Source organism: Streptomyces sp. NBC_01410, from assembly GCF_045040195.1.
Taxonomy (GTDB): Bacteria; Actinomycetota; Actinomycetes; order Streptomycetales; family Streptomycetaceae; genus Streptomyces.
Window position 1 is genome coordinate 467,425 of record NZ_CP109530.1, and the last position, 24,266, is coordinate 491,690.

A 24,266-nucleotide genomic window follows, 5' to 3' on the forward strand; every position below is an offset into this window, starting at 1 on the left:
ACCTCTAGGTAAATTACCGATGGTGACGGGAGCTTCTTGTGACCGGATCAGAGTCATCGAACCCACCCCGCCGTGCGCGCTCCTGGTGGGGGTGGGGCTGGGCCGATGCCCAGCTCGGCGAAGCCGAATGCATCGCCCTCGGCGGGCAACTGCCGGGCACACTCGCGCGTCCGCTGCCGCTGCCGGACGTAGCCTCACTGCATGTCCCGGCACCGGCCGTCGCGGTCCGGCGTTCCCTGAGCCACCTGGTCACCGCAGACCCGGAGCAACGCGCTGCGCACACGATGGGCAAGGCATACCGGGACGTGATGCGGGCCCTGCGAGGTCGGTCCGGAAGAGTGCCCGACCTCGTGGCCCATCCGGAGACCGACCAGGACATAGCCGACCTGCTCGAGTGGGCCGGAGAGGCGGGAGCTGCCGTTGTGCCCTACGGCGGCGGGTCCTCCGTGACCGGCGGCATCGAGTATCGCGGTGACGCGCACGCCGCAGTTGTCTCGCTGGATCTCACCCGTATGAACCGGGTACTGGAGATCGACAAGGAGAGCCTGGCCGCGCGCATTCAGGCCGGTACGCTCGGCCCGTCCCTCGAAGCCCAACTGCGTCCCCACGGACTCACCTTGCGCCACTTCCCGCAGAGCTTCGAGTTCTCCACGCTGGGCGGCTGGCTCGCCACCCGCGCAGGCGGCCACTACGCCACCCTGCGCACTCACATCGACGACTTCACCGAGTCACTGCGTGCCATCACACCCATAGGAGCCAGTGAATCCTGGCGGCTGCCCGCCTCGGGTGCGGGCCCCTCCCCCGACAGACTCATCCTCGGCTCCGAAGGCACTCTCGGGATCATCACGGAGGCATGGATGCGGCTTCAGGAGAAACCCGCCTTCAAGTCCGCCGCCTCCGTCACCTTCACCTCGTTCGGCGACGCACTACGAGGCCTGCGGTCCATCGCCCAGTCCGACCTCCACCCCGCCAACTGCCGCCTGCTCGACCCCGGTGAAGCGGCCCTGGCCGGCGCCTCCCACGACGGATCCGCCGTACTGATCCTCGGCTTCGAGTCGGCCCATGCCCCCGTCGACCAGCGTCTCGGACAAGCCATCGAACTTGCTCGCTCCCACCATGGACACGCCGAAGATCCTGCCACCGAGCCCGGCACGCCCGCCGACGCGGCCGCAGACGCATGGCGCATCGCCTTCCTGCGTATGCCCTACCTCAGGGACGCTCTGGCCCGCATGGGCGCCATCGTCGAAACATTCGAAACGGCAGTCACCTGGGACCGACTGCCGCAACTGATCGATGCCGTCCGCACCGAAGTAGGCAACGCCGCCCACGTGGCAACCGGTCACCCCGCAACCATCAACTGCCGCATCACCCACGTCTACCCGGACGGCGCCGCACCGTACTTCACCGTCCTCGCCGCCGGCCGCCCCGGCTCCGAAGTCGCCATCTGGGACGAACTCAAAACGGTTGCCAACGAAGTGCTGCACCGCCACAAAGCCACCATCACCCACCACCACGCCATCGGACGCGACCACCGCCCGGCATACGACCGCCAGCGCCCCGACGTGTTCGCGGCCGCGCTCCGAGCCGCGAAAGACACCCTGGATCCCCACGGCATTCTCAACCCGGGACTCCTGATCAACTGAAAGCCGGGGCAAAGAGCCACGAACACAACCGCCGGGTGTGCGCGAAAATCGCGACAGCGTGACCACCGTGGACCGGACCCCGCCTGACACGGGGTCCGGTCAAAGGCCGGTCCAGGTACTTCCACCAGCTCGCACAACGGGACGCGGACCGCCGGCAGTTCTTTCGCCCGACGCCCGACAGCAGTCCGAAGAGATACGCACGGGCAGTTGCCCGGGGTTCCACCCGTCGGAACCGGCCCGCGATACGGGCCACGGCATGGTCGAACTGTGACGGGGGCGCTGGTGCGGACGGTCGCCGCCGATGACGAGGGCGCAGGTGGCCCAGCAGCTCGTTGGAGCAGGAGCGGTAGGAGCCGCGTCGTACCAGGCCGACAACCCACCATCCCCGATGACACCAACCCAGCCACCACACCCCCGACTCACAATGTCCGCGGTGGCGGCCAGGACAGCCCTGCCGTGGCTCGATGACGGAAACCGCTCAATGATGGTGATTGAGGGGATGGCGACCGAAGGAAAGATCCTTCAGACTGGGACGTTTCCATGACGATCGGTTCGAAATACGCCTGGGAGCAGCACAGCCCGTTCGAGGAACCCCGGACGAGAACAGCGCCGAAGGCCGGCGGTCGCAGTGCCTGGGCCGCTGAATGGGACAGTGCAGCGGTGGGACGCATTCTCGGCGCCTGAGCCTGGGGCGCGTTCGTCTTCACGGTTGCGGCCGGATCCGCCGTCTTCATCATTCTGGCAGCCACCTGCCACATGTGAATCCCGCCCCTGCCGGACGCAGCCGAATCCTCTTCGATCCGGAATCCAGGCGGGGGCGGGACTCCGCTCACGTGCGGTGCGTCGGAAGGGAAGAGGGGTCAGATGACAGAGGAGTACGCTCAGTTGTCCCTGAAGGGCATTCTCGCTCTGTTCGAACCCTACGAAGCCAGACTCCTCACCCCTGAGCCGCAGGCCGACGTCCAGGTGACCGCACACGCGGTCCTGGATCTAACGGAGCAAGCCGGGCCCCTGCACCGGGGCGCTCTGCTGATCGCGGTCGGAATCTGTCCCGCCGGCACCGCACTGCTCGACGCGCTGCCCGCTCTCGCCGACGCGGGTGTTGCGGCGATCGCGCTGAAAACACGTGGTTCACTGGCCGAGCCGCTGGTCGAGACCGCCACCGCGGCGGGAGTCGCCGTAGTGGACATCGCCGAGGAGATCCCCTGGCGGCATGTCGACGCGCTGCTGGGCGCCGCCTTGGGCGAGGTCCGGCATGGCACACACAGCTCCTCCACTGCTGACGCGGTCGGTGACCTCGCGGCGCTGGCCGATGCCGTGGCGGCGAGGGTGGGCGGTGCCGTCACGATCGAGGACCCGCAGAGGCGGGTGCTCGCCTACTCCAATCTCCCCGGCCAGCCGATCGACGACCTGCGCCGCGAAGCCATCCTCAGGCGGCAGGCTTCCGATGACTTTCTGCAGGCGTGGCGACGAGTCCAGGTCACCCAGGGCGTGATCCGGATCGACGACCTCTCCCCTTTGCCCCGCCTCGCGGTGGCCGTGCGGGCAGGAACGGAACTGCTCGGTTCCATCTGGGCGCTCCAGTCCCCGGGTACACGGTTCGGTCCCGAGACGGAGCGAGTTCTGTGCGGGGCCGCCCAGAGTGCGGCACTGCAACTGCTCAGGCTCCGCGGTGCCACGCACCGGGAACGCCAGGCACGCGGTGAACTGCTGCGCGCCCTGATGGCCGGTGAGCTCGACTCCTCGCCTCCGGCCAGGCTCGGCATCGAGCGCGGCCGCATGACCGTACTCGCCTTCTGGCTGCCGTCCTCGCCGGAGACCCCCGCCGATGTCGTCAGCCTTCAGGCGGCCGACCTGGTTGCCGCCTGTGCCGAGACGATGGCACCCCGCTCCTCCTGTGTGGTGGAGGGCGACGTCGTCTACGCCCTGCTTCCGCTGCCGGACGGGCTGCCCGAAGCGCACGGGGCGGTTGCGCTGGCCAGGACCGTCCTGGGCAGGGCAGAGGCGTCCTTGCGTATCCGGTTGCGCGCGGGCATCGGCTCGGCCGTGGCCCACCTCACGGAGGTACCGCGCTCACGTCAGGATGCCGACCGGGTGCTGTCCGTGCTCGCAACAGGGCATCACGGCTGCCGGATCGCGTCCATCGAGGACGTACGCTGCCAGGCGATCCTTCTGGAGCTCGGCGACACCGCCGTCCGCGACCCGCGGTTGCGGCTGGGCTCGGTGGCCGCGATTCTGCGCCACGACACGGAGAAGCAGGCGGAGTACGCCAAGTCCCTGCTGACGTACCTCGAGGCGTTCGGTGACATCGCCGTCGCCGCGGACCGGCTCCATGTCCCTGACGTGGTGTGGGCTCTCGGTGACCATGTGCTGAGGCACCCTGGTCCGTGGCAGGATGACGGCACGTTGACCCGGAAGGTCGATGCCGCGTAAGCGTCCGAAGGGGCTGCGCACAAAGCGCACGAACGGAGTGACGTGGACTGGGTGGCGGCCGGCATCGCCGATCAGGACGTGCTGCACCGGGCCGCGACCTCCGCCCATCCTCTGCTGCGCCGTGCCGCGGCCCGCAGCCCCCATCTGCCGCCCGATCTCCTGCGGCTTCTGGCCGAGGACGCGGACGTCCTTGTGCGCACCCACCTGGCCGTGTATCACCCCGACACCCCGGAGGAGGTCCTGATGAGCGTGTGCGCACGGCTCGGCGGGACGTTCTCCGCCTGGATGGCGACCGGCCACCACCGCTTCCCCCGCGAGGGACTCGCCGCCCGCTTCGCGGACCATCCGGATGGGATCTACCGACTGCTGGCAGTCCGCGACCCCGCCGCCGGCCCCGATCTGATCGAGCGGCTCAGCCACGACCCGGACGTCTGGACGCGCCAGGCGGCGGCCCGCGACCCGCGCCTGCCGCTCCCCCGGCTCCCCGCCGCCCTCGCCCTGCCCGAGCTGGCCTCCAGCGCGGGTGCCAACCCGGCCCTTCCCCCGGGTGTGATGGCCGTGGTCATGGACGAGGCCGGGGTGCCCGCATGACAGCGGGCGACCGCCCCCAACCCCACCTCCTCGAGACCGCTCTGCGACTCCTCCTCAGCGCACTGGCCGCAGCGCTGGGGCGGCTCGGGCAACCAGGCCCCTTGTGCGGGTAGGTCCACTTGCCGCGATCAGCTCCCGGTGCCACGTTCGCGCACCGCGAGATGGTGCAGCGGCGCCAGCAGTTCAACGTCCTTCGCCGCGCTGCCCCGCAACCGCAGCTCCGCCAACTTCAGCCCATGCGCCAGCACGTAGATCAACCACCGCACGGACGCCGATCATCATCGGGCGCACGGCAGCGGACACACCCGCGGCACCGGCATCGAGCATGGTGTCGATGCCGGTGCCGCGGGTGTGGAGTTTCACCAGGACGTGGTGAGGCGCCCGGTCACGACGCCCAGATGTCGTAGATCGGAATGGCGTTCGCGTCGTTGGCGGTCATGCGGGTCAGGCCGAGCGCATCCTCGACCGTCCGGGTCACGTTGTAGTGGTTGTAGTAGGTGTTCGACGTCGATCCGGCCGCCTTCAGTAGGTTCGGGGAGCCGACGATGATCGTGGGAATGGGGTTGGCGGACGTCCAGTATCTGTCCTCGTCCCAGGTGATGATCAGCAGCGACTTCTGTGTCTTGAACGCGGGGGAGTTCAGGAGCGTCGGCAGGTTGTTCTTCATCCAGTTGTCACCGGCGCTCACGCACGTCTGGATGTTGGGGCTGCAGTTGTTGTGCATGGTGTTGTTGCTGTTGGGTACGAACCACACGTAATTGGGCGTGGTCGACGTGCTCCGGAGGTCCGTCCAGAACTGCGAGATCGGCTTCAGATGGTTCTGGCAGTACGTGGTGTCGTTCCCCACGCCCTTGAAGTAGAGGAACGGCAGGTTGTCGGGGTCATACGGGGCGTTGGCCGTGAGGTCGCAGCTGCTGCTCGTGCCCTCGATGTAGCCCTTCCAGGTCTTGCCCGCGTCCTCGGTGATCGAGCCGAGGTGCTTCGTGTTGGTGCCTCCGACGCTGTGCACGTAGGAGAAGTTGTTGCCCTGGATGCCCACTTGGGCGGAGGCCAGTGCGACGTAGTTGGGGTCGCTCGGGTGCATGAGGCCGTGCGAGTTCGTGAGCGTGATGTTGCTGCAGGCGAGCTGGGACAGGTAGGGCGCGGGCGCCGTGCTGGGAGAGGCGCAGTTGGGCCTGTTGTTGCTTGTGCCGAAGATGTCGCTGGGTGCCTTGTTCTCCATCATGACCATGAAGACGTGGTCCAGCGCCGGAACCTTGCCCGCCGTCGAGGGGGGCGAGCCGACATAGAAGTGCACCGGTACGCTGTACAGATCCCCGAGCTTGGGGTCGGTGGCCAGGTCGTTGCTGTATCCGTCGTTGTAGAGGTAGTAGGCCACATAGCCCCCGGACGCCAGTCCGCTCGTCGAGAGTGTCACCGACCCCGAGGCGCCGGTCGCATACTTCCAGGCGACGGAACTACCTGATCCGGGCGTGTCATTCTCCTTGTAGATGCCGATCCAGTTGTTTTTCGGGCCCCACTGGTCCGGCACGCTGTACTTGGCTGTGATGGTTTCCCCGGCCGCATAGTTGGACTTGTCCAAGCTCAGCGTGGGCCCCACCCAGAAGTGGCGGTTGGCCAGTTGGGAGTAGCCGTTGTTCCACAGGAGGTAGGCCACATACTCCCCCGGAACCAGGGTGGTGCCTGCCGCCTGGTTGCTGTCCCCCTCGGTCGTGCCCGGGGCACCACTGACGGCGAAGGTCAGCGTCCCCGAGGAACTGTTGGCATACGCCCACTTGATCGCGGCGGCCGATCCAGGTGTGTCACCCGCCTTGTAAATGCCCACCCAATTGTTGTTGTTGGCTGTGGTGGTGTACGTGACGTTGATCGTGTTCCCTTGCATGTACGTCGTCTTGTCAAGGGTGATCGAGTCCGTAGCGGCCGAAGCTGAAGGTACAGCGACGAACGCGACGAGCAACGCCATCGGCGCGATCAACCAACACAGAAACCTGAACGGTCTGCGTCTGCGGGAGCCAGCCATGTCTCCACTCCTCGTGGGGGCCGCGTGCGAAAAGATGGGGGGATGTGGCCCAGGGTGGTTGGCTCACCCGAGGCCTTGGGGGACGCGGCCGGCCCTCGATTGCGGGCACGTCGCGCGTCTATCACCGGTGCGGGGGCAGTCAGTTCGGGGATGGCGTGCTGGCGGCGTCGAGGCAGATGAGGCGAATATGACGGTTTCCGCCGCAACGCCACTGCCGAACTGGGTATCGGTCGGCCGTACCTTATTCCCCGGCTCAGACTGTTTCAATAGGCGCCCTCGAATTCGCATAGCGCAACGAGATGTTGGGCGTGTATTAACCGAGGCGATCTGGTGCGACGGCAGCGTCATCCCGCCGCCACCAGGGACCGGCCCCCGGGCTCGCGGCATGAGCTACTTGTCCCCGCTCGGCCGGACAACGCCCGTTCATCGGACGGTTCGAGGCTCAGGATCGGATCGTTCCTCAGGATCCGCCGGCTCGCTCCACGCGTTCCGTTCCATTCACTTTCTCTGCCGTTCAATTTCCGTTCCATTCAACGGCGTCGCAGGCAGGCACCCTGCGTCCGGGCCCTCCACTTCACACGCCTACTCCACCCTCAGGCTTTCCGGGCGTGCTGCAGCAGAGGTCCTGCCATCGTCTGCGCCCCGGACCAGCTGGTCGGAACCGCGGCAGTCACTGACTCCAGGGGCTCGACACAGCGGTTCCCGCACATCACGCTGATTGACCAACGGACGGCCCGCGCCAGAAAGTGATGCCGTTGTACCTCGCTGACAGTCGGAGTACTCCTACACCGCCCACCCGCACCGGCTTTGGACGGCGGTCTGCCGTTCCCGGCACCGTGCTGGCGCTCGGGACCGTCAGCCTGGTCACCGATGTGTCGTCGGAGATGGTCACCGCCATCATGCCGCTGTACCTGGTGACCGGGCTCGGCCTGTCCCCGCTCGGCTTCGGACTCCTGGACGGGATCTACAACGGGGCCAGCGCGCTGGTACGGCTGCTCGGCGGACACCTCGGCGACAAGGGCGGAAACCGCCACAAGGCCGTAGCCGCCGCGGGATACGGGCTGTCCGCCTTGTGCAAGCCACTGCTCCTGCTCGTCCATACCGGGCCGCTCATCGGTGCTGTCTTGGCGGTGGACCGCACCGGTAAGGGGCTGCGTACCGCCCCCCGGGACGCCATGATCTCGCTGGCCACCGAGCCCGCACAGCGGGGCCGGGCCTTCGGTGTGCACAGGGCCATGGACACCACCGGGGCGCTGCTCGGACCCCTGGTCGCCTTCGCCCTGCTGAGCCTGGCGGTTGACGGCTACGACGCAGTGTTCGCGGTGAGCGGGTGCATTGCCGCACTGGGTGTGCTCATCCTGCTGCTCTTCGTCCCCGGGCAACGGGGGACAGTGCCCGCTGCTGCCCCGCCGTCCGGGCAAGAGCGCGGATGGCGGGCCGCGTTGGGGCTGCTGCGGCTGCGTGGACTGCGGCGCCTGACCGGCTGCGCGGTACTGCTGGGGCTGACCACAGTCAGCGACTCCTTCCTGTACTTGCTGATTCAGCGCCGACTCGGTCTTCCCGGGCATCTCCTGCCCCTGCTGCCCCTGGGCACTGCCGCAGCATTTCTGGTGCTCGCCGTGCCGCTGGGCGTGGCCGCCGACCGGATAGGCCGACGCCGGCTCTTTCTCATGGGCCATCTCCTGCTGCTCGTCGGGTACGGATTGCTGCTGGTGCCGCTCTCAGACGGTTGGACGGGGGTCCTGCCGGTGCTCGTACTGCACGGGGCGTTCTATGCCGCCACCGACGGGGTGCTGGCCGCGGCCGCGGCCGACACCCTCCCTCCGGCCCAGCGCGGCACGGGACTCGCCCTGGTCGGTACGGGCCAGGCGCTGGCCCGCTTCACCGGCTCACTCGCCTTCGGCGCCCTCTGGTCCGCCTGGGGCACCGGCATCGCACTCGCCACCGCCACGGGTGCGCTCGCTGTGTGCACAGCGGCCGCGATGCTCGTACTCCGCCTCACCGGCAGCCGGGTGACGAAGGAGAGCGCTTCGTGACGCCGTTGCCGAGCCGCCCTGGCTTCTCCCGCACCCGACACCCCTGGGTGGACCAACCCTGCGAATGGCCGGCCCGGCCCCATCGGAAAGGCACGGCCTGATGACCCGCAAGAGCCGCCTTCTCACCTTGCTCACCGCCGTTCTCGTACTGGGTTCGGTCGCCGTCTTCGCCGTGCACCATGCCGCCGAACGAGCCGACCGCCGCAGTCGTCCGCAGCCGGGCGGACCGGCAGTCGCGGACGGCCGCGTGTCCCTGGCCGCGCCTGCGGGCGCGGGGCGGCGCATGATCTTCCGCAGTACGGCCTACGGCCCACACCGCGACGAACTCGCCTCGGTACCTGCCGAGCGGCCCGAAGCACAGCGCGCTACGTCGGGGGTGAAGTGCCTGCGCTTCTTCGCCGCAGGCGGCACCGGGATCTGCCTGCGGAGCGCGCAAGGGCCGCTGCAGAACAGCTACCGAGCGGTGATCCTCGACGAGCAGCTGAACGAACGGCGCAGCTACCCACTGGCAGGGGTCCCCAGCCGGGCCCGGGTCTCGCCGTCAGGGCACCTGGTCGCATGGACGGTCTTCGTCAAGGGGCACTCCTACGGCGACACAGCCTTCTCCACGCGCACATCCATCCTGGACACCCGCACGTGGAAGCTGCAGGACAACCTGGAGGAGTACGACCTGAAGGTGGACGGCCACGGGTACCGATCCCTCGATGTGAATGTCTGGGGCGTGACCTTCGCCGACGATGACCACTTCTACGCCACGGTGTCCACCCGCGGGCAGACCTATCTGGCGGCAGGCGACATCGCGGCGGACACGCTGACAACTGTGCACAGCAATGTGGAATGCCCCTCGCTCTCTCCGGACGGCACCCGGATCGCCTACAAGAAGCGGATGCCCGGCCTGCCGGCCGACTCACCCTGGCGGCTGTATGTGCTGGACCTGCGGACCATGAACGAGACCGCAACGGCCGAACACAGCAACATCGACGACCAGGCGGTGTGGGCCGCCGACGCAACCCTCGTCTATGCCCGGCCCGGGAAATTCGGGACGGACCTATGGACCGTTCCCGCTGATGACAGCGGGGCACCAACACGGCTGGCGAGCGCGGCCTTGGCACCGGCTTTCATCGGCTGACCGCGGCAAACCACCTGTCCACCGCCCGGCGAAAACGGCTCGGGCGGCGCTCGCGCGGTGAGCGCGGGCACCGCCCGGAGCGACGTCGAGGGCGAGGAAAGCGAAAGAACTTGTTTCAGGAAGGAATTGAGAAGGAAGCCCCTTCATGGCCTCGCCGTGGGCAACGCTAGCACTCAGCCGGGGATCAAGTCGCGCAGATTTTCGGGGGTGATGACCCGGGAGTCCGGGTGCAGCCCTTCGGGACGTTCGAGGCCTATGTACATGACGGGCTCGTCCGGGACGGACTCGCCGTCCCACAGAACCACGGCCGTGGTGTCTCCGGACATCAGGCCGATCAGGTACCGCACCGTCAGATGCTCGCGCTCCACGATGGCGCGCACCACCTTGGACACCGACACCTGGTTCTCCTCGACCCGGTTGGCCGACGAGATGCCCTTCAGATACAGGTGCAGCCACTTCGCGCGCCACCGGCCGTCGTCCTCGCGCCGGAACACCAGCGGCAGCGCCACTCGCCCCACCCCGCGAAGATCCGACTTCATCCGCACCGTGCGCGGCTCGAACGGCCGGCCCTTCTGCTCGCCGTCGCGCAGCATGAAACCGAAGAACGACTCCTCGACCTCCTCGAAGCTCTCGCCGGCGTAGATGTTGACCTGCGGAACGATGAATGTGCTGCGTACCCGGTCGAGGGACAGGTTGATGAATTCCGAGGCCCCGTCAGGCGCCTCGGTGACATCGCCCGAGTGCTTGCCCCCGACAGCCTTGAGGGATGTGTAGGAGAGCCAGGAGTCGGTGCTGTAGTCGGCGTGGAGAAGCAGCGCCGAGAGGTCGTAGTCGGTCCGGTCCTCGGTCTCCTTCCAGTACACGAAGAAGCGCAGCTGGTCGCCGTCGACCGCCGAGACCGAACCTCGCGGCAGCACGCCGAGCCCGGCCGCGGTCGCCCTGCCGCTGAGCGGGAGCGCCACATCGAGGACGTCCGGATCGAGCAGCAGCCGGCCCGGCGCCGGGAGCCTGCGGCGCATCTCGGCGTCGAGGGCGGCGATCAGACGATCGCGGTCGGCGGCGGGGACGGGCGGCCGGACGTCGGGGGTGGCCCAGCCGCTGCCCCGGCGGTTGACGAAGATCCGGGGTTCGTCGGTCTCCCGCTCCCGGTTCTGGAAGTGCTCGCGGACCGAAAGCACGACCCGGCCGGAGACCTCGGGAGCGACCTGCACCGCGGCGGCCACCACCGCGTCCCGCTCCTCCTGGTCGGCGGCGATACGCAGCAGGAGGTCCAGGGCGCGGAACAGCTTGCCGGGAGCGGACGTCAGCAACTGCACCGCACCTAGGACGTCGAACTCGTCGAGCAGCTTCTCGACACGGCTGTCGAAGGACCGCGCCTCCTTCTCGCCCCGCGCTACGGCGAACACATCGGCGGCGTGCGGCCAGCGGGGGTACTCGTGCGGGTGGAGACGCTCACCGAGCCGCTTGAAAGGCTCGCGGTGCGCGTGCACATCCGCCAGCTTGGCGGGGTTCGCCGCGACCACGGCGTCGAGGCCCGCGAGCAGCGCACGGCGGGCCGGCCGCGAGAGAGCCCGAAACCGGGTCGGCTCCTGCAGCGTCACGTCGCCGCCCGACAGCGCGCAGGCCAGCCGCAGCACATCAACGACTGTGTCCAACAGGAGGTCCGCGCCGACAGCGAGACGGGCCTCGTTGACGACCGCCCGGTTCTCCCGGACCGGGATCGACTCCGGCTGGGGGCCGAGCGCGCACCGCTCGGCGAGGGTCTTGAGGTCGCGCAGGTGGTCCTCGCCCAGTGGCGTCGTGCTGCCCGCCAAGGCCAGGTACAGGTCCGTGAGCTCGTCGTCCAGGTCCCGCCCGAGGTGCAGGACAGTCACCCGGTCGCCCGCCGAGGCGATCAGCTCGTCCTGCGCCGCGAGCATCTCCTCGTATGTGTGCTGGTAGCGGCCGTACGTGGGGAGGCTGAGCAGGTCCAGCACCCCGTGTGCCAGCTGCGTCAGCACGTTCGCGCGCGACTTGTCGTCGCCGAGCGCCTTCGTCACACACCGCATCCAGAACTCTTCGGTGTCCGGCACGTTCGCCGGAAAGTCGATGAAGTACGAGTTGTGCCGGACGTGGCCGCCCACCATCTCGCTCACGGTGCTCAGCGTCCGCTTGGCGATGCGCACGACCGCGGCCTCGGACAGCGCCGACAGCCGCTCCAGCAGGTCCGCCGAGAGCTTGAAGCCCACGGATGTCAGCGCCGCGTCGAACTGCCGTGCGGCGGTGGCTCCTTCCCCGGCGGAGCCGTGGGGGGAGGAAAGGCGGTGGGTGTGCCGGATGACCAGCGATTCGAGACTGTGCGCCATTCGGGGATGATCGCAGAGGTGTGCGAGCCGGTGCACAGGAGTTTTTTTGGTGCGCGCTCCGACGCTGTGATCACACCTGGCCCAGCAAGATCGTCTCACCCGCGAACCGACAGGTGCGGGACAGCCCTGCTAGCTGCGAGAACCCCGCTGCTAAATTCGTCGGCAATGCGATCACGTGAGTACGACCTCGACTTCCGCGACAGGGCCGGGCGAATACGCGCCTGGGGTATCGGTCTATTGGCTGTGGCGACGCTCCAGTGGACGTGGTGTGCCCTGTTGCTGCTCACGCCGTACGAGGTCGATGAGAAACCCGGCGACCGTTACCCCGCGGAGTGCGAGTCGCGGTTGTTGACCGAACGTGGTACGGCCAACGACGGGCTGAAAAGGGGGGATTGGTGTCAGAACGAACGCGACTGGCCTGAAGCCCTGGCTGTGCTCGGGCTGTCCGTGCCGGTGTCGGTCGCTGGTGTGGCGCTCTTCACGAGCGGCAGTGTGAGTATCCGGATGAGCGCCCACGCCGAGGCGATGCGCGAACTGGACAAGTTCGCCGACACACGGAACGCGTAGCCCGCCGGGGGTCAGTCGGCCGCCGGTTCGAGTGCATCGGCCGGAGCATCGAGGAAGGGCCACGGCATCGTGAGACGGAGCCTTGCGCCGCCGCTGTGAGACAGCAAAGAAGCCGCTGGCCAGCGAGTCGACCTCCGCCGAAGGCGGGGAGACCTACAGCGGCTCGAACCCTCACGGAAGCGCGGCTTGACGGACAACTTCAGGTGAGACATGGGGAAGTCGGCGTCTCACCCGAAGATGACTCGCCCGCCTGTCAGTGGTGATCGCCATCATGGGGCTATGACCAATCCGAACCTGACCACCGGCAGTATCTGGCGGCTCCACCACGGCGACCAGGAGATCGCCCGGCTGGCCGTGACCGGCGCCGACATGCCCTGGGCCCACGCCGAAGTCGAGACGCTTCCTGGCTTTGAAGAGTTCCGTCCCCTCTTCATTCAGCAAGAGCGGGCTGTCGATGAGGAGGACTGGGAGCGGGCCGACGCCTGCTACAACCAGATCCGCAGTGCGCTCACCATGACGTTTCCCGACGGCAGCCGGGTCGCTGAGTTCATGCTGCACATCCACGACGACGGCACCGCCGGCTGGCGCTGGCACGACGAGCCCTTCGACGCGGTGAACCAGTGACGCGCTGGGTTCGCTGCCGCCCGGTCCTGGCTCTGGCCCGGTCGGCCTTTCGTGGGCACGCCGTGGCCGTCCTGCTCAGCGACTACCGCGACGGCGGACCAGCCGACGATCCGGGGCCCGGGATCCACGGCTGACCGGTGCGGGATCCGTGCAAGCCCGCGCGGCTGGGAAAACAGCGGCCAGGGGCCGGTGTCCATCGCGACCAGCCGCCAGCGGTCACATGTCGGTACTGGATCAGCGCCGCGATGCGCGGACAGGCCGCGACGCTGGAGCGACTCCGCGTCGACCGCCAACTCGAAGAGACCACGACTCCAAGCCCCGAACCACATCAACCGCGCCGAGGCGTTCGGACTCGATGAGAAGGCCACGATGTGCTACGCGGACTCAGCCGTCAGTTCCGACGCAGGGCGTTTGCCCGCCGTACCGCGGGCAGTCATGGGGCGTCCGCCGGGCGGTACCCCTCGCGCGCTCTCCTTGGGGCGCCCCCCGCCAGCTCCCTCACCCGCAGAGGTCGACTCACCATGGCAGAACTCAACCGCCGCCGCTTCCTGCAGTTGGCAGGTGGCGCCACCGCACTCACCATGCTGTCCGACAGCATCGCCCGAGCGGCCGCCATCCCCGCCCAGGGCACCACCGGCAGCATCCAGGACGTCGAGCACATCGTCGTCCTGATGCAGGAGAACCGTTCCTTCGACCACTACTTCGGCGCGATGAAGGGCGTACGAGGCTTCGGCGACCCCCGCCCGGTCACCCTGCCCAGCGGCAAGTCCGTCTGGAACCAGGCGGCAGGCAAGAAGGTCACCCTGCCGTTCCGGCCCCCGGGCGACGACCTCGGCATGGAATTCCTCCAGGGCCTCAACCACGACTGGGCGGGCGGCCAGAAGGCCTTCAACGAGGGCAAGTACGACCAGTGGGTGCCCGCTAAGACCGCCACCACCATGGCGTACCTGACCCGCGATGACATCCCGTTCCACTACGCGCTCGCGGACTCCTTCACCATCTGCGACGCGTACCACTGCTCCTTCATCGGCTCCACCGACCCCAACCGCTATTACATGTTGACGGGCCACACCGGCAACGACGGCACGGGCGGCGGCCCGGTCCTCAACAACGCCGAGGCCGGGTACGACTGGACCACCTACCCCGAGCGCCTCGAGGCGGCCAGCGTCTCCTGGAAGGTCTACCAGGACATCGGCGACGGCCTGGACGCCGCCGGCTCCTGGGGCTGGATCAACGATGCCTACCGCGGCAACTACGGTGACAACTCCCTGCTGTACTTCAACAAGTACCGGGGAGCCCAGCCCGGCAACCCGCTGTACGACAAGGCCCGTACCGGAACCGACGCCAAGAATGGCGACGGCTTCTTCGACATTCTCCGCGCCGACGTCCAGGCAGGCCAGCTCCCGCAGATCTCCTGGATCGCCGCGCCCGAGGCCTTCTCCGAGCACTCCAACTGGCCGTCCAACTACGGCGCCTGGTACATCTCGCAGGTACTGGACGCCCTGACGTCGAACCCCGACGTGTGGGCCCGTACCGCCCTCTTCATCACCTACGACGAGAACGACGGCTTCTTCGACCACATCGTGCCGCCGTACGTACCGTCCGGACCCGAGCAGGGCCTGTCCACCACCCCGACGGCGCTCGACCACTTCCCGGGCAAGACGGGCTACGTGGCCGGACCTTACGGCCTCGGCCCCCGCGTGCCCATGCTCGTCGTCTCCCCCTGGAGCACCGGCGGCTACACCTGCTCCGAGACCTTCGACCACACCTCGATCGTCCGTTTCATGGAGCGCCGCTTCGGGGTGGAGGAGCCCAACATCTCGCCCTGGCGGCGTGCCGTCTGCGGCGACCTGACCTCCGCCTTCGATTTCGCGCGTACGGAGGCGACGCCGGTCGAGCTGCCCCCTACCGACGGGTACTTCCCGCCGGACCGCGACCGCCACCCCGACTTCCTGGCCCCCGCCCCGGCCGTCGGTACGATGCCCCGGCAGGAGCCGGGCGCCAAGCCCACCCGCCCCCTCGCGTACGCGCCGCACGTGGACGGTTCCGCGGACCCCAGCACCGGCAACTACCGGCTCACCTTCAGCGGCGGCCCGGCCGCGGGCGCCCAGTTCTACGTCACCTCGGCGAACCGTAGCGACGCGCCCTGGACGTACACGACCGAGGCGGGCAAGTCGATCGCGGACACCTGGAACTCGCGGTACTCGAAGGGCGTCACGGACCTGACCGCCCACGGCCCGAACGGCTTCCTGCGCCGCTTCCGCAACCCGGGCAAGACCGCCGGCCCCGAGGTCGCCGCCCGCCACAACGCGGCCACCGGCAACCTCGACCTGACCTTCACCAACGCCGGCACCGCCGACGCCCACCTCACCGTCACCAACGCCTACGCCGGCACCCCCCAGACCTTCACGGTCCGCAAGGGCGCGACCGTCACGCACTCCGTCGACCTGAGCGCCTGCCGCAACTGGTACGACGTGACGGTCACTTCCACCACCTCGTCCAACTTCCTCCGCCGCCTCGCGGGCAAGGTCGAGACCGGCGCCTCGGGCCTGTCCGACCCGGGCATCCTCACCAACTGATCCTCACCGGCTGATCCGGTCCTCGGCCGCCGGAAGCACGCGCCGCTCCAGCACCGCGAGGTGCTCGGGGCGGCGCGTCTGCGCATGCCGGAGGGTGGCTGAGGATCGCAACTTCAAAGCTCGCACCGAAGGGCGCTGGGCGGCCCGACGGTGGCGCGTCCGCTCACCTCTATGAGTTCGGCGTGCCCATGGCTCCCCCGACGTGGAACGCGAGGGAGCGCGTCGCGGAGTACGTCGAACTCATGCGCCAGGGAACGGTCCCGACGGCTGTGGCGGTCTCAACGCCGGACGTGCAGTTCCTTTCGCTCCTTGCCCTGGGTGAGAGCCTGGCAGAATCGACCTGCTGCGCAATTGCGTCGCGCACGAGCCGCCCCGCGATCTACCCTCGCGGCCATGACGTCACACGATGCGCCTGAAGGCTCCCGGATCGCTCCCGGTGGTGCCGGGCTGGTGATCCGGCAAGAGATCGCTGACGATCACCGAGACGTGCGCGTGGTTCATACGCGCGCCTTCGGTGACAGCGAGCGGGTTCCCGGGCTGGTGGAGGCACTTCGCGTTGCGGAGGCTGCGTTGGCGCCGATGTCCTTCGTCGCCACCGTTGACGACCGGGTCGTCGGGCATGTCCTGCTGAGCGCGACGCGGTTGGACGCTCCGCGCCGGGTCGTGGACGTCCTGTCCCTGTCACCGCTGGGCGTGGTCCCGGAGTTCCAGCGCCAGGGCATCGGTACTCAGCTCATCGCGCACGCCCTCGCGGCGGCCGACGGCCAGGGCGTGCCGTTGGTATTCCTGGAGGGTTCGCCGCGCTACTACGGCACGCGCGGCTTCGAGGGTGCCGGCGCGGTGGGCTTCCGTTCGCCGTCGCTGCGTATTCCTGAGGCCGCGTTCCAGGTCGCCCGGTTGTCCGCTCACGAGCCGTGGATGACGGGCACCTTCGTCTACTCAGAGGTCTTTTGGACCTTTGACTGCGTCGGCCTGCGCGACCCCGAGGCCTGAGGACCTACCCGCAGGCACTCGACCTGATCCCCAGGACGATCAGAGCGGCGATCTCCAGCTCGTCGTCGGTTGCGCGCGATCAGCGAGGCGGCGGGCAGGGCCCGCCGCCGGATCGGATACACGGGCTCTCTGCCCGCACCAGCCTTGCGATACATCGAGTAGAGAGGCTGTCGGCCGACTATTACGTCTACCCCGGTGCTACGGACCGTGCGCTGCAGCGTTACCAAGCGTTTCTGGAACCGCCTGGACGTCGGCCGACCGCCGGCAGTGGCGCGCTGACCTTTGGTGGCGTCGTCGGCTCGCGGGCCGCAGGGAGCCTGGGTGAAGACCCGAGGTCCAGCGCGTCAGCAGTGAAATGATCACAGCGTGGCTGGCGCGATCACGGCGTCGGTGCCGTCCTGGATAGTGCCCATCAGCGGGTTATGGACGCTCTGCTGCTCGTCCCTCTCCCCCGGCACCCTGCCCCCAGTGGTGGCAGCATGCTCCCTGGCTTGTGCCCTGACCTGCGGTTGCCATTCGGATTCGGTCTCCTCCACCAGGGCGGCACGGAGGCGCTTTTGGGGTGTTGTGAGGTCGCCGGAGCGGTGGCGCTCGACTGTGCGGCACGAGACGCCCAGACGCTCGGTTAGGGCCTTCATGGAGCCCTTCGCCTTCGTGAGGAGGAATTTCATCTGGGCCCGCGCGGATTTCGGGCGGGGACGGGTGAACACGGCGCGCTCCGCGCGTGCCGGGGCGTCCAGGACTTTGCTCCGCTTCGGGCCCGGCGGCTGCGTGTCGTCGGTCGTCATGCCCGATGGTCTGGGCGCGGACCTGTCGACAATGTCCGCGCCCGCGCGTCGGCTTACGACTGGCCGCGAGCCGGCTGGTTGGCGATCAGCAGGGTGGTGCCGGCTGGGCGGAAGCCGAGGCGGGCGTAGATGCGGGCCACCTCGTCCTCGGCGTAGGCGAGGAAGACGGTGCGTATGCCGTGGTCGCGGGCGTGGGTGGCCAAGGCCGTTGTAACAGCAGCGCTGAGCCCCTGGCGGCGGGCGGTGGGGAGGGTGCAGATTCCTCCGATCTCGGTGGTTGCGTTGGCCGGGTGGTAGTGGCCTGCCGCCAGCGGGGTGCCGTCCGGCGCAAAAGCCGCGACCAGCGTCTTGTGGCCGGCGCGGAGTGAAGGGCGGGTCGTTGCCGCCGTGCCGTCTGTTACAAGTTTCTCGGCTGCCATCGCCAGCTCGGTGCGGCCCGCCGATCCCACCGCCGTGCCCTCTGCCGCGAAGGCCAGCCCTGGGAGGGCCAGGACGGCGGGCAGAGCGGGATCGTCTGCAGCCAGGGCCCGGATCGTGACGCCCTTGGCAAGGGGCTGCGAGGGCAGCCGTTGGTCCGGGTCGAGGACCATCAGCGGGCGTTCCGCGACCGGGAGCCCCGCTTCTTCGATACGGATGCGCAGCGAAGGCGTTACTTCGGCGAGCCACTCGAAGGCATCCGGGACGCCGAGTTCGCGCTGCCGGGCACGCACCCGGGCGATGTCGGCGGCGGTGGCAACCGCAGAGCTTGCCGAGGTGGGGCGGGCATGACTGGGGCCGCCGTAGTACGGCGCGCCGGGCTCCTTTCGTACGAAGAGGCACAGCGGACCGAACTCCTCGGCTTCGGCGAACAGCAGCGGCACGGTTGCGTAGTACCGCTCTATGCGGTCACGCAGGGACGACTCACTCATGCGCACATCCCATCACGGGGTGGTGCGGTCACGCGCCCGGAAACATCGCGAGCGGTCTCGCTGACGACAAGCCTGCCTACTGTGAAATGGAGCGTGCTTCGGCACAACTGCGACCGAGCACCTGGCGGTCGTGTGAGTGCCTGTGCCGACGCGCCGCAGTCTCTTCCTGCGGTCGGCGCCCACGACAGCACGGGACTCGCCCTGGCCCAGAACATCGGGCACCAGATTGACGAGATCGGCGTGCGCCTTGCCGCCCGGGACCCATTGGCGGCTGGTTTCCCGACCACCGCTCCCCCGCCCCGCCGATGGCCGGCGGGGGCGTCCTCACACCGCGTGCTGGTTGAACGACGCAAAGTTCTGTGTGATGTGATATTGCACCCTCAACTGCCGTGGGTCCATGCTGTGCCGACGTCCCGGCAGCCCCACCCGGAGCTCCCGTCTCAGCAGAGGACTGAAATGAGATGATCCCGAAGTTCGCGCGATGGGTCGCCGTTATCGGCGCGGCGGCCGTCGTCATACCGAGTGGGCTCGCGTCGACGGCGACCGCCGTCCCACAGTCCGCGCGCCCGAAATGTACGCTCAACGTCCCGGCCAGCCCCAGGTCGGAGGGCCCGGCCAGTTGTGTCGCGGTCGATCTGAAGCTGGACAAGCTCCCGGCCAAGGGTGAGACGGTGGCCCTCCGGGTCAGCCTCCGTTCCCAAGTCCAGGTCACCCACGCCCGACTGACCGTCCGGGTGCCCGACACCCTCCAGCTCATCACCGAGGGTTCCCCCCTGAGCGCACCCCGGCCGGTGGGCCCCTGGCGGGACGCCAACGGCGTGGTGGGCCTCGACACCAACAAGCGGACCCTCACCCTGCATGTCCGCGCCACGGCGGAGGGGCCCGCCCAGATCGAGGCCAACCTCACCGACGTCGACTCTCCGTCACCGGAACGGGAAGCCCACGGTTCGGTGTTGCTCACCGTCGGCACGAACAAGCCGGGCGAGAGCGTCTCCCGGTCGGGGGTGGACATCACCTCGCTCCCGGGAAGTTCGGGCGAGCGGCGCTCGAAGTCGACCTCGGTAAGCAAGAAGTTCGCGAAGGTTCCGCAGACCAGCGGGGGCACCGGCAGCGTTGCCCAGGCCGCCGGCGATCCGATCTGCATCAGCGGCGGCTTCGAGTTCACCAACCAGGCGGGGGCGTGGCTGGGCGGCCGCAACCTCACCGTGAAGGTGTGGGGGCGGCGAACCGCGAATGACGCGCAGCAGGTCTATGCGAGCGGACTGACCGACAACAGCGGCCACTACAATCTCTGCTTCGCCCTGCCGGTCGCCACGATGTACCTGATGTACGTGGAGTTCCGGTCGGAGAGCTCGGTCTGGCAGGTGACCGACAGCAATGGGTGGGTGTACTCGACCTCCACGCCCGCGAGGTACAACGTCTCCACCAACCAGAACTTCGGCTGGACGGCGCCGGCGGCAGCCCAGATGCGCGCCTGGCACGCCTTCGACACCCTCAATCTGACCTGGTGGTGGCGCAGCTCCGGCACCGGCTGCTGGACCTCCAACGAGAACCCGCCCTGCAGCAAGATCACAGTCCAGTGGTGGGCCGGCAACGCCGACGGCGGGTACTACAATCCCGGGGCCAACGCGGCCGCCAGCTACATCAGGCTGCGGGACAACGACCCCGACTCCGAGCACCTCGTGATCCACGAATCCGCACACGCGCTGATGCACCAGCTGTACAACTGGTGGTGGTCCGACGCGAACTGCGCCGGGCACCAGATCTGGATCGCTCTGTCCACCCAGTGCGCCTGGACCGAGGGATTCGCCAACGCTGTCGCCGGCAGCGTCAAGGGCGACAACCTGTTCGTCTGGCCCAGCGGCTCCTCGGTCAGCATGATGAACTCAACCTGGTTCAACTCCGGCCAGCCGAACTCCAGCACCAACTGGCACAACGGTGACGCGGTGGAAGGCCGCGTGGCCGGCTCCCTGATCGACCTGTGGAACCAGGTCGACGGCGGACTGGCGAGCACGATCAACCTGCTGCGGACGCAAGGGCAGTGGAGCTTCGGCGAATACTTCAAGGACGACCGCCCCGTCAACGGACTGAGCACGGCGGACTTCGCCCGCAGCCTGCCGTACGCGCACACCATCGACTACCGGGCCGGCCTGCTCAACTCCGGCTTCGAGAACGGCACGCCCGGCTGGAGCTGGACGTCGTCGCTGGGCGGGTCGGTCATCGGCAACTGGGGGACGTACCCGGCCCACTGGGGCACCAGGTACGCCTGGCTGTGCGGCTGGGGCGAGGCGGGAACGCAAACCCTGTCCCAGCAGATCACCATCCCGAGCAACGTCAATGGAGCAACGCTGGGGTTCTACAACCGCATCGGCACCTTCGAGACGGAACAGGTGGCATACGACACGCTCAAGGTGCAAGTCATCGACGGTGGCACCACCACCACGCTGGCGACCCTGTCCAACAGGGACGCCGTCGGCAGCTACGTCTACCGCTCCTACAACCTGTCCAACTGGCGGGGACGGACGGTGACGGTCAGGCTGACCGGCACCGAGGACGCCTCTCTCCGGACCGACTTCGTCGTCGACGACATGACGGTCACCACGTCCTGACGGTCGACGTCGGCGACCTTGCGGAAAGGGGAACCTAGACACACATGTGGGGACTCCGGTTGTGCAGCTCAGAGCCCCCAGGTGGCAGGAACGCCAGTCCCCTTGTCCTCGCTGCTGCAGACAGTGAGGACAAGGGGTTCGTCATCGCCGCGGACGCCACTCCTTCGGTGGTCTTCCTCGTGGCCTGGTGCGCGTCAAGAACGGCAACGGCGCCCACCGGGGGCACCGTTGGCCTCTTGCCAGCGTTGGAGACCACCGTGGGCCTCAAGAACGCGATTCAGTAGGTCACTCGTGCGACGTTATCCATTCGTGCCCCCGCTTTGAGCAAAACTGCGTGAAGCCGACCGTATCGCCCTACTGTGATTCTCCGTCTACCTTCAGTGACGATGCGGCATGGGGTGAGGGCGAGTGTCGGGCGGTGGGGCAGGTCGGGAAGGGCAGGACTGGCGGTGGCGGCTCGCGGCGGCGGGTGACCCCTTCGCGATGCGTGTGTTGGCCGCCGCGTTGGCTGCGGATGGGCGTCACGACGAAGCAATCGCTTGGTGGCAGAAGTCGGCTGCCGCTGGAGACGAGACCGCGCTGGACGAGCTATCGGATTACCTGGGCGCCATCGAGGTCGAACGGCAGCTCCGGCAGTTGGCCGAGAACGGTGACGTGGCCGCCATGGGGAACCTGGCGAAGCGCCTGCAGACCGGCGGCGCCGCCGAGCAACTCTCCGAAGCCATCGAATGGCTGACCCTTGCCTCGAACGCCGGCGCCCCCCTGCGGTGGAAACTCGTCGCGGCCCTCGACAGCGCAGAACGCGCGGCCGAAGCCGAGGAGCAGCTACGACGGCTGGCCAAGGGCGGTGACGTAGAGGCGATGCTGGAGCTGGCGGAGCGCCTGCAGGCCGACGGCACCGCCGAGCGACTCTCCGAAGCCGTCGAATGGCTGACCTGTGCCGCCACCGCCGGTGCCACCGTCGGATGGGCACTCGTCGCGGCCCTTGACAGCGCAGGACGCGCGGCCGAAGCCGAGGAGCAGCTGCGGCAGTTGGCAGACAGTGGTGACGTCAGAGCGGTGGCGGAGCTGGTGGCCCGCGCTGCGGCGGATACGCGCCAGGAGGTGTCACGCAAGGAGCTGCACCGTGCGGCGCGCGTCCGCGGGACGCGGCACGTCCGAGGGGTCGCGGAAGCACTTGCCCGACTCGGTCGCCCTGACGAGGCCATCGAGTGGTGGGAGGGTGCTGACACCCTCGACGCCCGTGTCGCCTCGTCTCTGGCCGCGAGGCTGACAGTGCGACTGGGCCGAGCCGCTCAGTGGGCGCGGGATGACGGGGTTGAGTGGCAACTGCACGAGATGGCTGTCACGGGTGACGTCGAGGCGATGCGGGTGCTGGCCGGCTACCTCGCGCGGACCGGAAGGCCGGCCGGTGCCGTCGAGTGGTGGACACGTGCCGATGCTGCCGACCACGTTCGTGAGTGGGACGTCGTACGGGCAGAGTACGCAATGGGCTCGAGGGCGGTCGTGCTTTCGGCCTCGGCCGAGGCCTCGGCTGAGGAGACAGCGCCGATCACTCCGGTGACCAGCCGATTCCTGGTGGCGCAGATGCCCTCTCGCGCGGCGTTGTCCGGGCCGGTGAGTCTGATCGTACGGGTGCCGACCAGCCCTTCTTCCATTGACAACGAGGTGTCGGCCCCGTTGCGGGGGTTCGAACCGGGCGGCGAGGGCACGCCGTTGACCGTCATTGTGCAGGCGCCTGCCGGGCTGGACCCTCAAGGACCTTTGGAGCAGACCATCACTGTGGCGCCGTCGGGTGACCCGGCCCCGGCGCGCTTCGCATTTCTGGCCCGGGAAGAGGGCCTGCACCGCGTCCGGGTGACTGCCTGGGCGGGCGGGACCTTTCTCACGGAGATCGGCCTCGAGGTGTCGGTGGAGTCCGACGGCCCCTACGAGGTGGGGTCCCCAAGCGCCGCCACGGTGGGGGAGATTCGCAGCAACCCCGGTGAAGTCACGCTGCTCGTCGACCGCGTGGGCGGCCAGTACACCTTCCGGCTGCTCTCAGACCGGTGCATCTACGGCGCCGTTCTCGCCCAGGCCCTCACGGCGAACCCGGAAGTGGCCACGGAGCGGGCGTTCGCGATGTTGCAGAGACTGGCAGCGGGCCGTGGGGACTACACCGGCGGCCATGCACGGCGCTGGATGAAGGAGACAGGCGTCGGTCTGTGGATCGAAATGGTTCCGGACCTGATCAAAGAGCAGTTCTGGAAGCTGCGGGATCACATCACGGCGTTCAGTATCGCGACCGAGCACGATGTCATCCCGTGGGAGCTGCTCTACCCCATCGCGCCGGGGCGCGACGAAGGGTTCATGGTCGAACAGTTTCCGGTCCTGAGAAACAGCCTGGGTCAGCCACGCTCGCCCGCACTGCCCATCGACGAGCCGCACTACGTCATCTCCTCGCGGGTACCCGTCAACGGCTCGAGCGAGATCGAGTCGATCAGCCGGATCCTCGGCAACGGAAAGATCGTCAACACACTGGACGACATTCTCGCGGTGATCGATGCCGGCACGACGGGGCCACTGCACTTCACCTGCCACAACACCTTCGACACCGGCGGAAGTGGTTCATCGATCGCCCTGGAGGGCGGCCCGTTCGTCCCGGCCCTGCTGAACAGCGCGGTCGCACGCCGCGCCCTGGAACGCAGCAGCCCGCTTGTCTTCATCAACGCATGCCGGGCCGCCGGAGTGGTCCCGCAATACACCCAGATGCTCGGGTGGGCGCAGCAGTTCATGGGAGCCGGTGCCGGTGCCTTTGTGGGCACGCTGTGGGCGGTTCGCAGTGACAGCGCCCAGCGGTTCGCAGAAGCCTTCTACGCGTCTCTCTCCGCGGGCGAGCCGCTCGGTGCTGCGGCACACCAGGCACGCTGTCACGCCGGACACGATGCCGCGGATCCCACCTGGCTGGCGTACACGGTCTACGGCAACCCCGCCGCGGTCGTGCCCACCCACACCTGATGCG

Annotated in this window: 16 protein-coding genes; 11 read left to right on the plus strand and 5 right to left on the minus strand. The window is 68.3% G+C overall.

The window, feature by feature from the left end; genetic code table 11:
* Positions 1-38: 38 nt before the first annotated feature.
* The 3 genes from OG741_RS02225 (at position 39) to OG741_RS02235 (ending at position 4,667) form a co-directional block, all read left to right on the plus strand.
* Positions 39-1,643, plus strand: coding sequence for an FAD-binding oxidoreductase (locus tag OG741_RS02225; protein WP_405594524.1), 1,605 nt, complete (start codon positions 39-41; stop codon positions 1,641-1,643).
* 864 nt (positions 1,644-2,507) lie between these two features.
* Complete coding sequence (locus OG741_RS02230; RefSeq protein WP_405594526.1) at positions 2,508-4,076, plus strand: PucR family transcriptional regulator; 1,569 nt, start codon at positions 2,508-2,510, stop codon at positions 4,074-4,076.
* A 42-nt stretch (positions 4,077-4,118) separates the two neighbouring features.
* Complete coding sequence (locus tag OG741_RS02235) at positions 4,119-4,667, plus strand: hypothetical protein (RefSeq protein WP_405594528.1); 549 nt, start codon at positions 4,119-4,121, stop codon at positions 4,665-4,667.
* Between the two features lie 128 nt (positions 4,668-4,795).
* Here OG741_RS02235 and OG741_RS02240 read toward each other — a convergent pair whose 3' ends face one another.
* Positions 4,796-4,933 carry a hypothetical protein gene (locus OG741_RS02240; protein WP_405594530.1) on the minus strand — a complete coding sequence of 46 codons (138 nt, stop codon included), beginning with the start codon at positions 4,931-4,933 and terminating at the stop codon, positions 4,796-4,798.
* A gap of 119 nt (positions 4,934-5,052) precedes the next feature.
* Positions 5,053-6,549: an alkaline phosphatase family protein gene (locus OG741_RS02245; RefSeq protein WP_405594532.1), complete on the minus strand. Its 1,497-nt coding sequence runs from the start codon at positions 6,547-6,549 to the stop codon at positions 5,053-5,055.
* An 893-nt stretch (positions 6,550-7,442) separates the two neighbouring features.
* Between OG741_RS02245 and OG741_RS02250 the strand changes: the two genes are divergently transcribed.
* Positions 7,443-8,723, plus strand: coding sequence for an MFS transporter (locus tag OG741_RS02250; protein WP_405594534.1), 1,281 nt, complete (start codon positions 7,443-7,445; stop codon positions 8,721-8,723).
* A gap of 100 nt (positions 8,724-8,823) precedes the next feature.
* Positions 8,824-9,852, plus strand: a complete 1,029-nt coding sequence (locus OG741_RS02255; RefSeq protein ID WP_405594536.1) for a TolB family protein — start codon at positions 8,824-8,826, stop codon at positions 9,850-9,852.
* A gap of 173 nt (positions 9,853-10,025) precedes the next feature.
* On the opposite strand, the gene OG741_RS02260 is transcribed toward OG741_RS02255, so the two are convergent.
* Positions 10,026-12,197: a hypothetical protein gene (locus OG741_RS02260; protein ID WP_405594538.1), complete on the minus strand. Its 2,172-nt coding sequence runs from the start codon at positions 12,195-12,197 to the stop codon at positions 10,026-10,028.
* Positions 12,198-12,362: 165 nt separating this feature from the next.
* On the opposite strand from OG741_RS02260, the gene OG741_RS02265 reads away from it, so the two are divergent.
* The 4 genes from OG741_RS02265 (at position 12,363) to OG741_RS02280 (ending at position 16,960) form a co-directional block, all read left to right on the plus strand.
* Positions 12,363-12,764 carry a hypothetical protein gene (locus OG741_RS02265; protein ID WP_405594541.1) on the plus strand — a complete coding sequence of 134 codons (402 nt, stop codon included), beginning with the start codon at positions 12,363-12,365 and terminating at the stop codon, positions 12,762-12,764.
* Positions 12,765-13,043: 279 nt separating this feature from the next.
* On the plus strand, positions 13,044-13,388 hold the full coding sequence (locus OG741_RS02270; protein ID WP_405594543.1) for a hypothetical protein: 345 nt from the start codon (positions 13,044-13,046) through the stop codon (positions 13,386-13,388).
* 521 nt (positions 13,389-13,909) lie between these two features.
* Entirely contained in the window at positions 13,910-15,967 is a 2,058-nt protein-coding gene (locus OG741_RS02275; RefSeq protein ID WP_405594545.1) for a phosphocholine-specific phospholipase C, read from the plus strand.
* A 450-nt stretch (positions 15,968-16,417) separates the two neighbouring features.
* Positions 16,418-16,960, plus strand: coding sequence for a GNAT family N-acetyltransferase (locus OG741_RS02280; RefSeq protein WP_405605355.1), 543 nt, complete (start codon positions 16,418-16,420; stop codon positions 16,958-16,960).
* A gap of 359 nt (positions 16,961-17,319) precedes the next feature.
* On the opposite strand, the gene tpg is transcribed toward OG741_RS02280, so the two are convergent.
* A complete protein-coding gene (gene tpg, locus OG741_RS02285; RefSeq protein ID WP_405594547.1) occupies positions 17,320-17,748 on the minus strand; it encodes a telomere-protecting terminal protein Tpg in 429 nt (142 codons plus the stop codon).
* Between the two features lie 53 nt (positions 17,749-17,801).
* Positions 17,802-18,656 carry a GNAT family N-acetyltransferase gene (locus OG741_RS02290; protein WP_405594549.1) on the minus strand — a complete coding sequence of 285 codons (855 nt, stop codon included), beginning with the start codon at positions 18,654-18,656 and terminating at the stop codon, positions 17,802-17,804.
* Positions 18,657-19,117: 461 nt separating this feature from the next.
* Between OG741_RS02290 and OG741_RS02295 the strand changes: the two genes are divergently transcribed.
* Both OG741_RS02295 and OG741_RS02300 read left to right on the plus strand, forming a co-directional pair.
* Positions 19,118-21,265, plus strand: coding sequence for a hypothetical protein (locus tag OG741_RS02295; protein ID WP_405594551.1), 2,148 nt, complete (start codon positions 19,118-19,120; stop codon positions 21,263-21,265).
* Positions 21,266-21,757: 492 nt separating this feature from the next.
* Positions 21,758-24,262 (plus strand): CHAT domain-containing protein, encoded by a 2,505-nt coding sequence (locus OG741_RS02300; RefSeq protein ID WP_405594553.1) that lies wholly within the window; start codon positions 21,758-21,760, stop codon positions 24,260-24,262.
* Positions 24,263-24,266 lie beyond the last annotated feature (4 nt).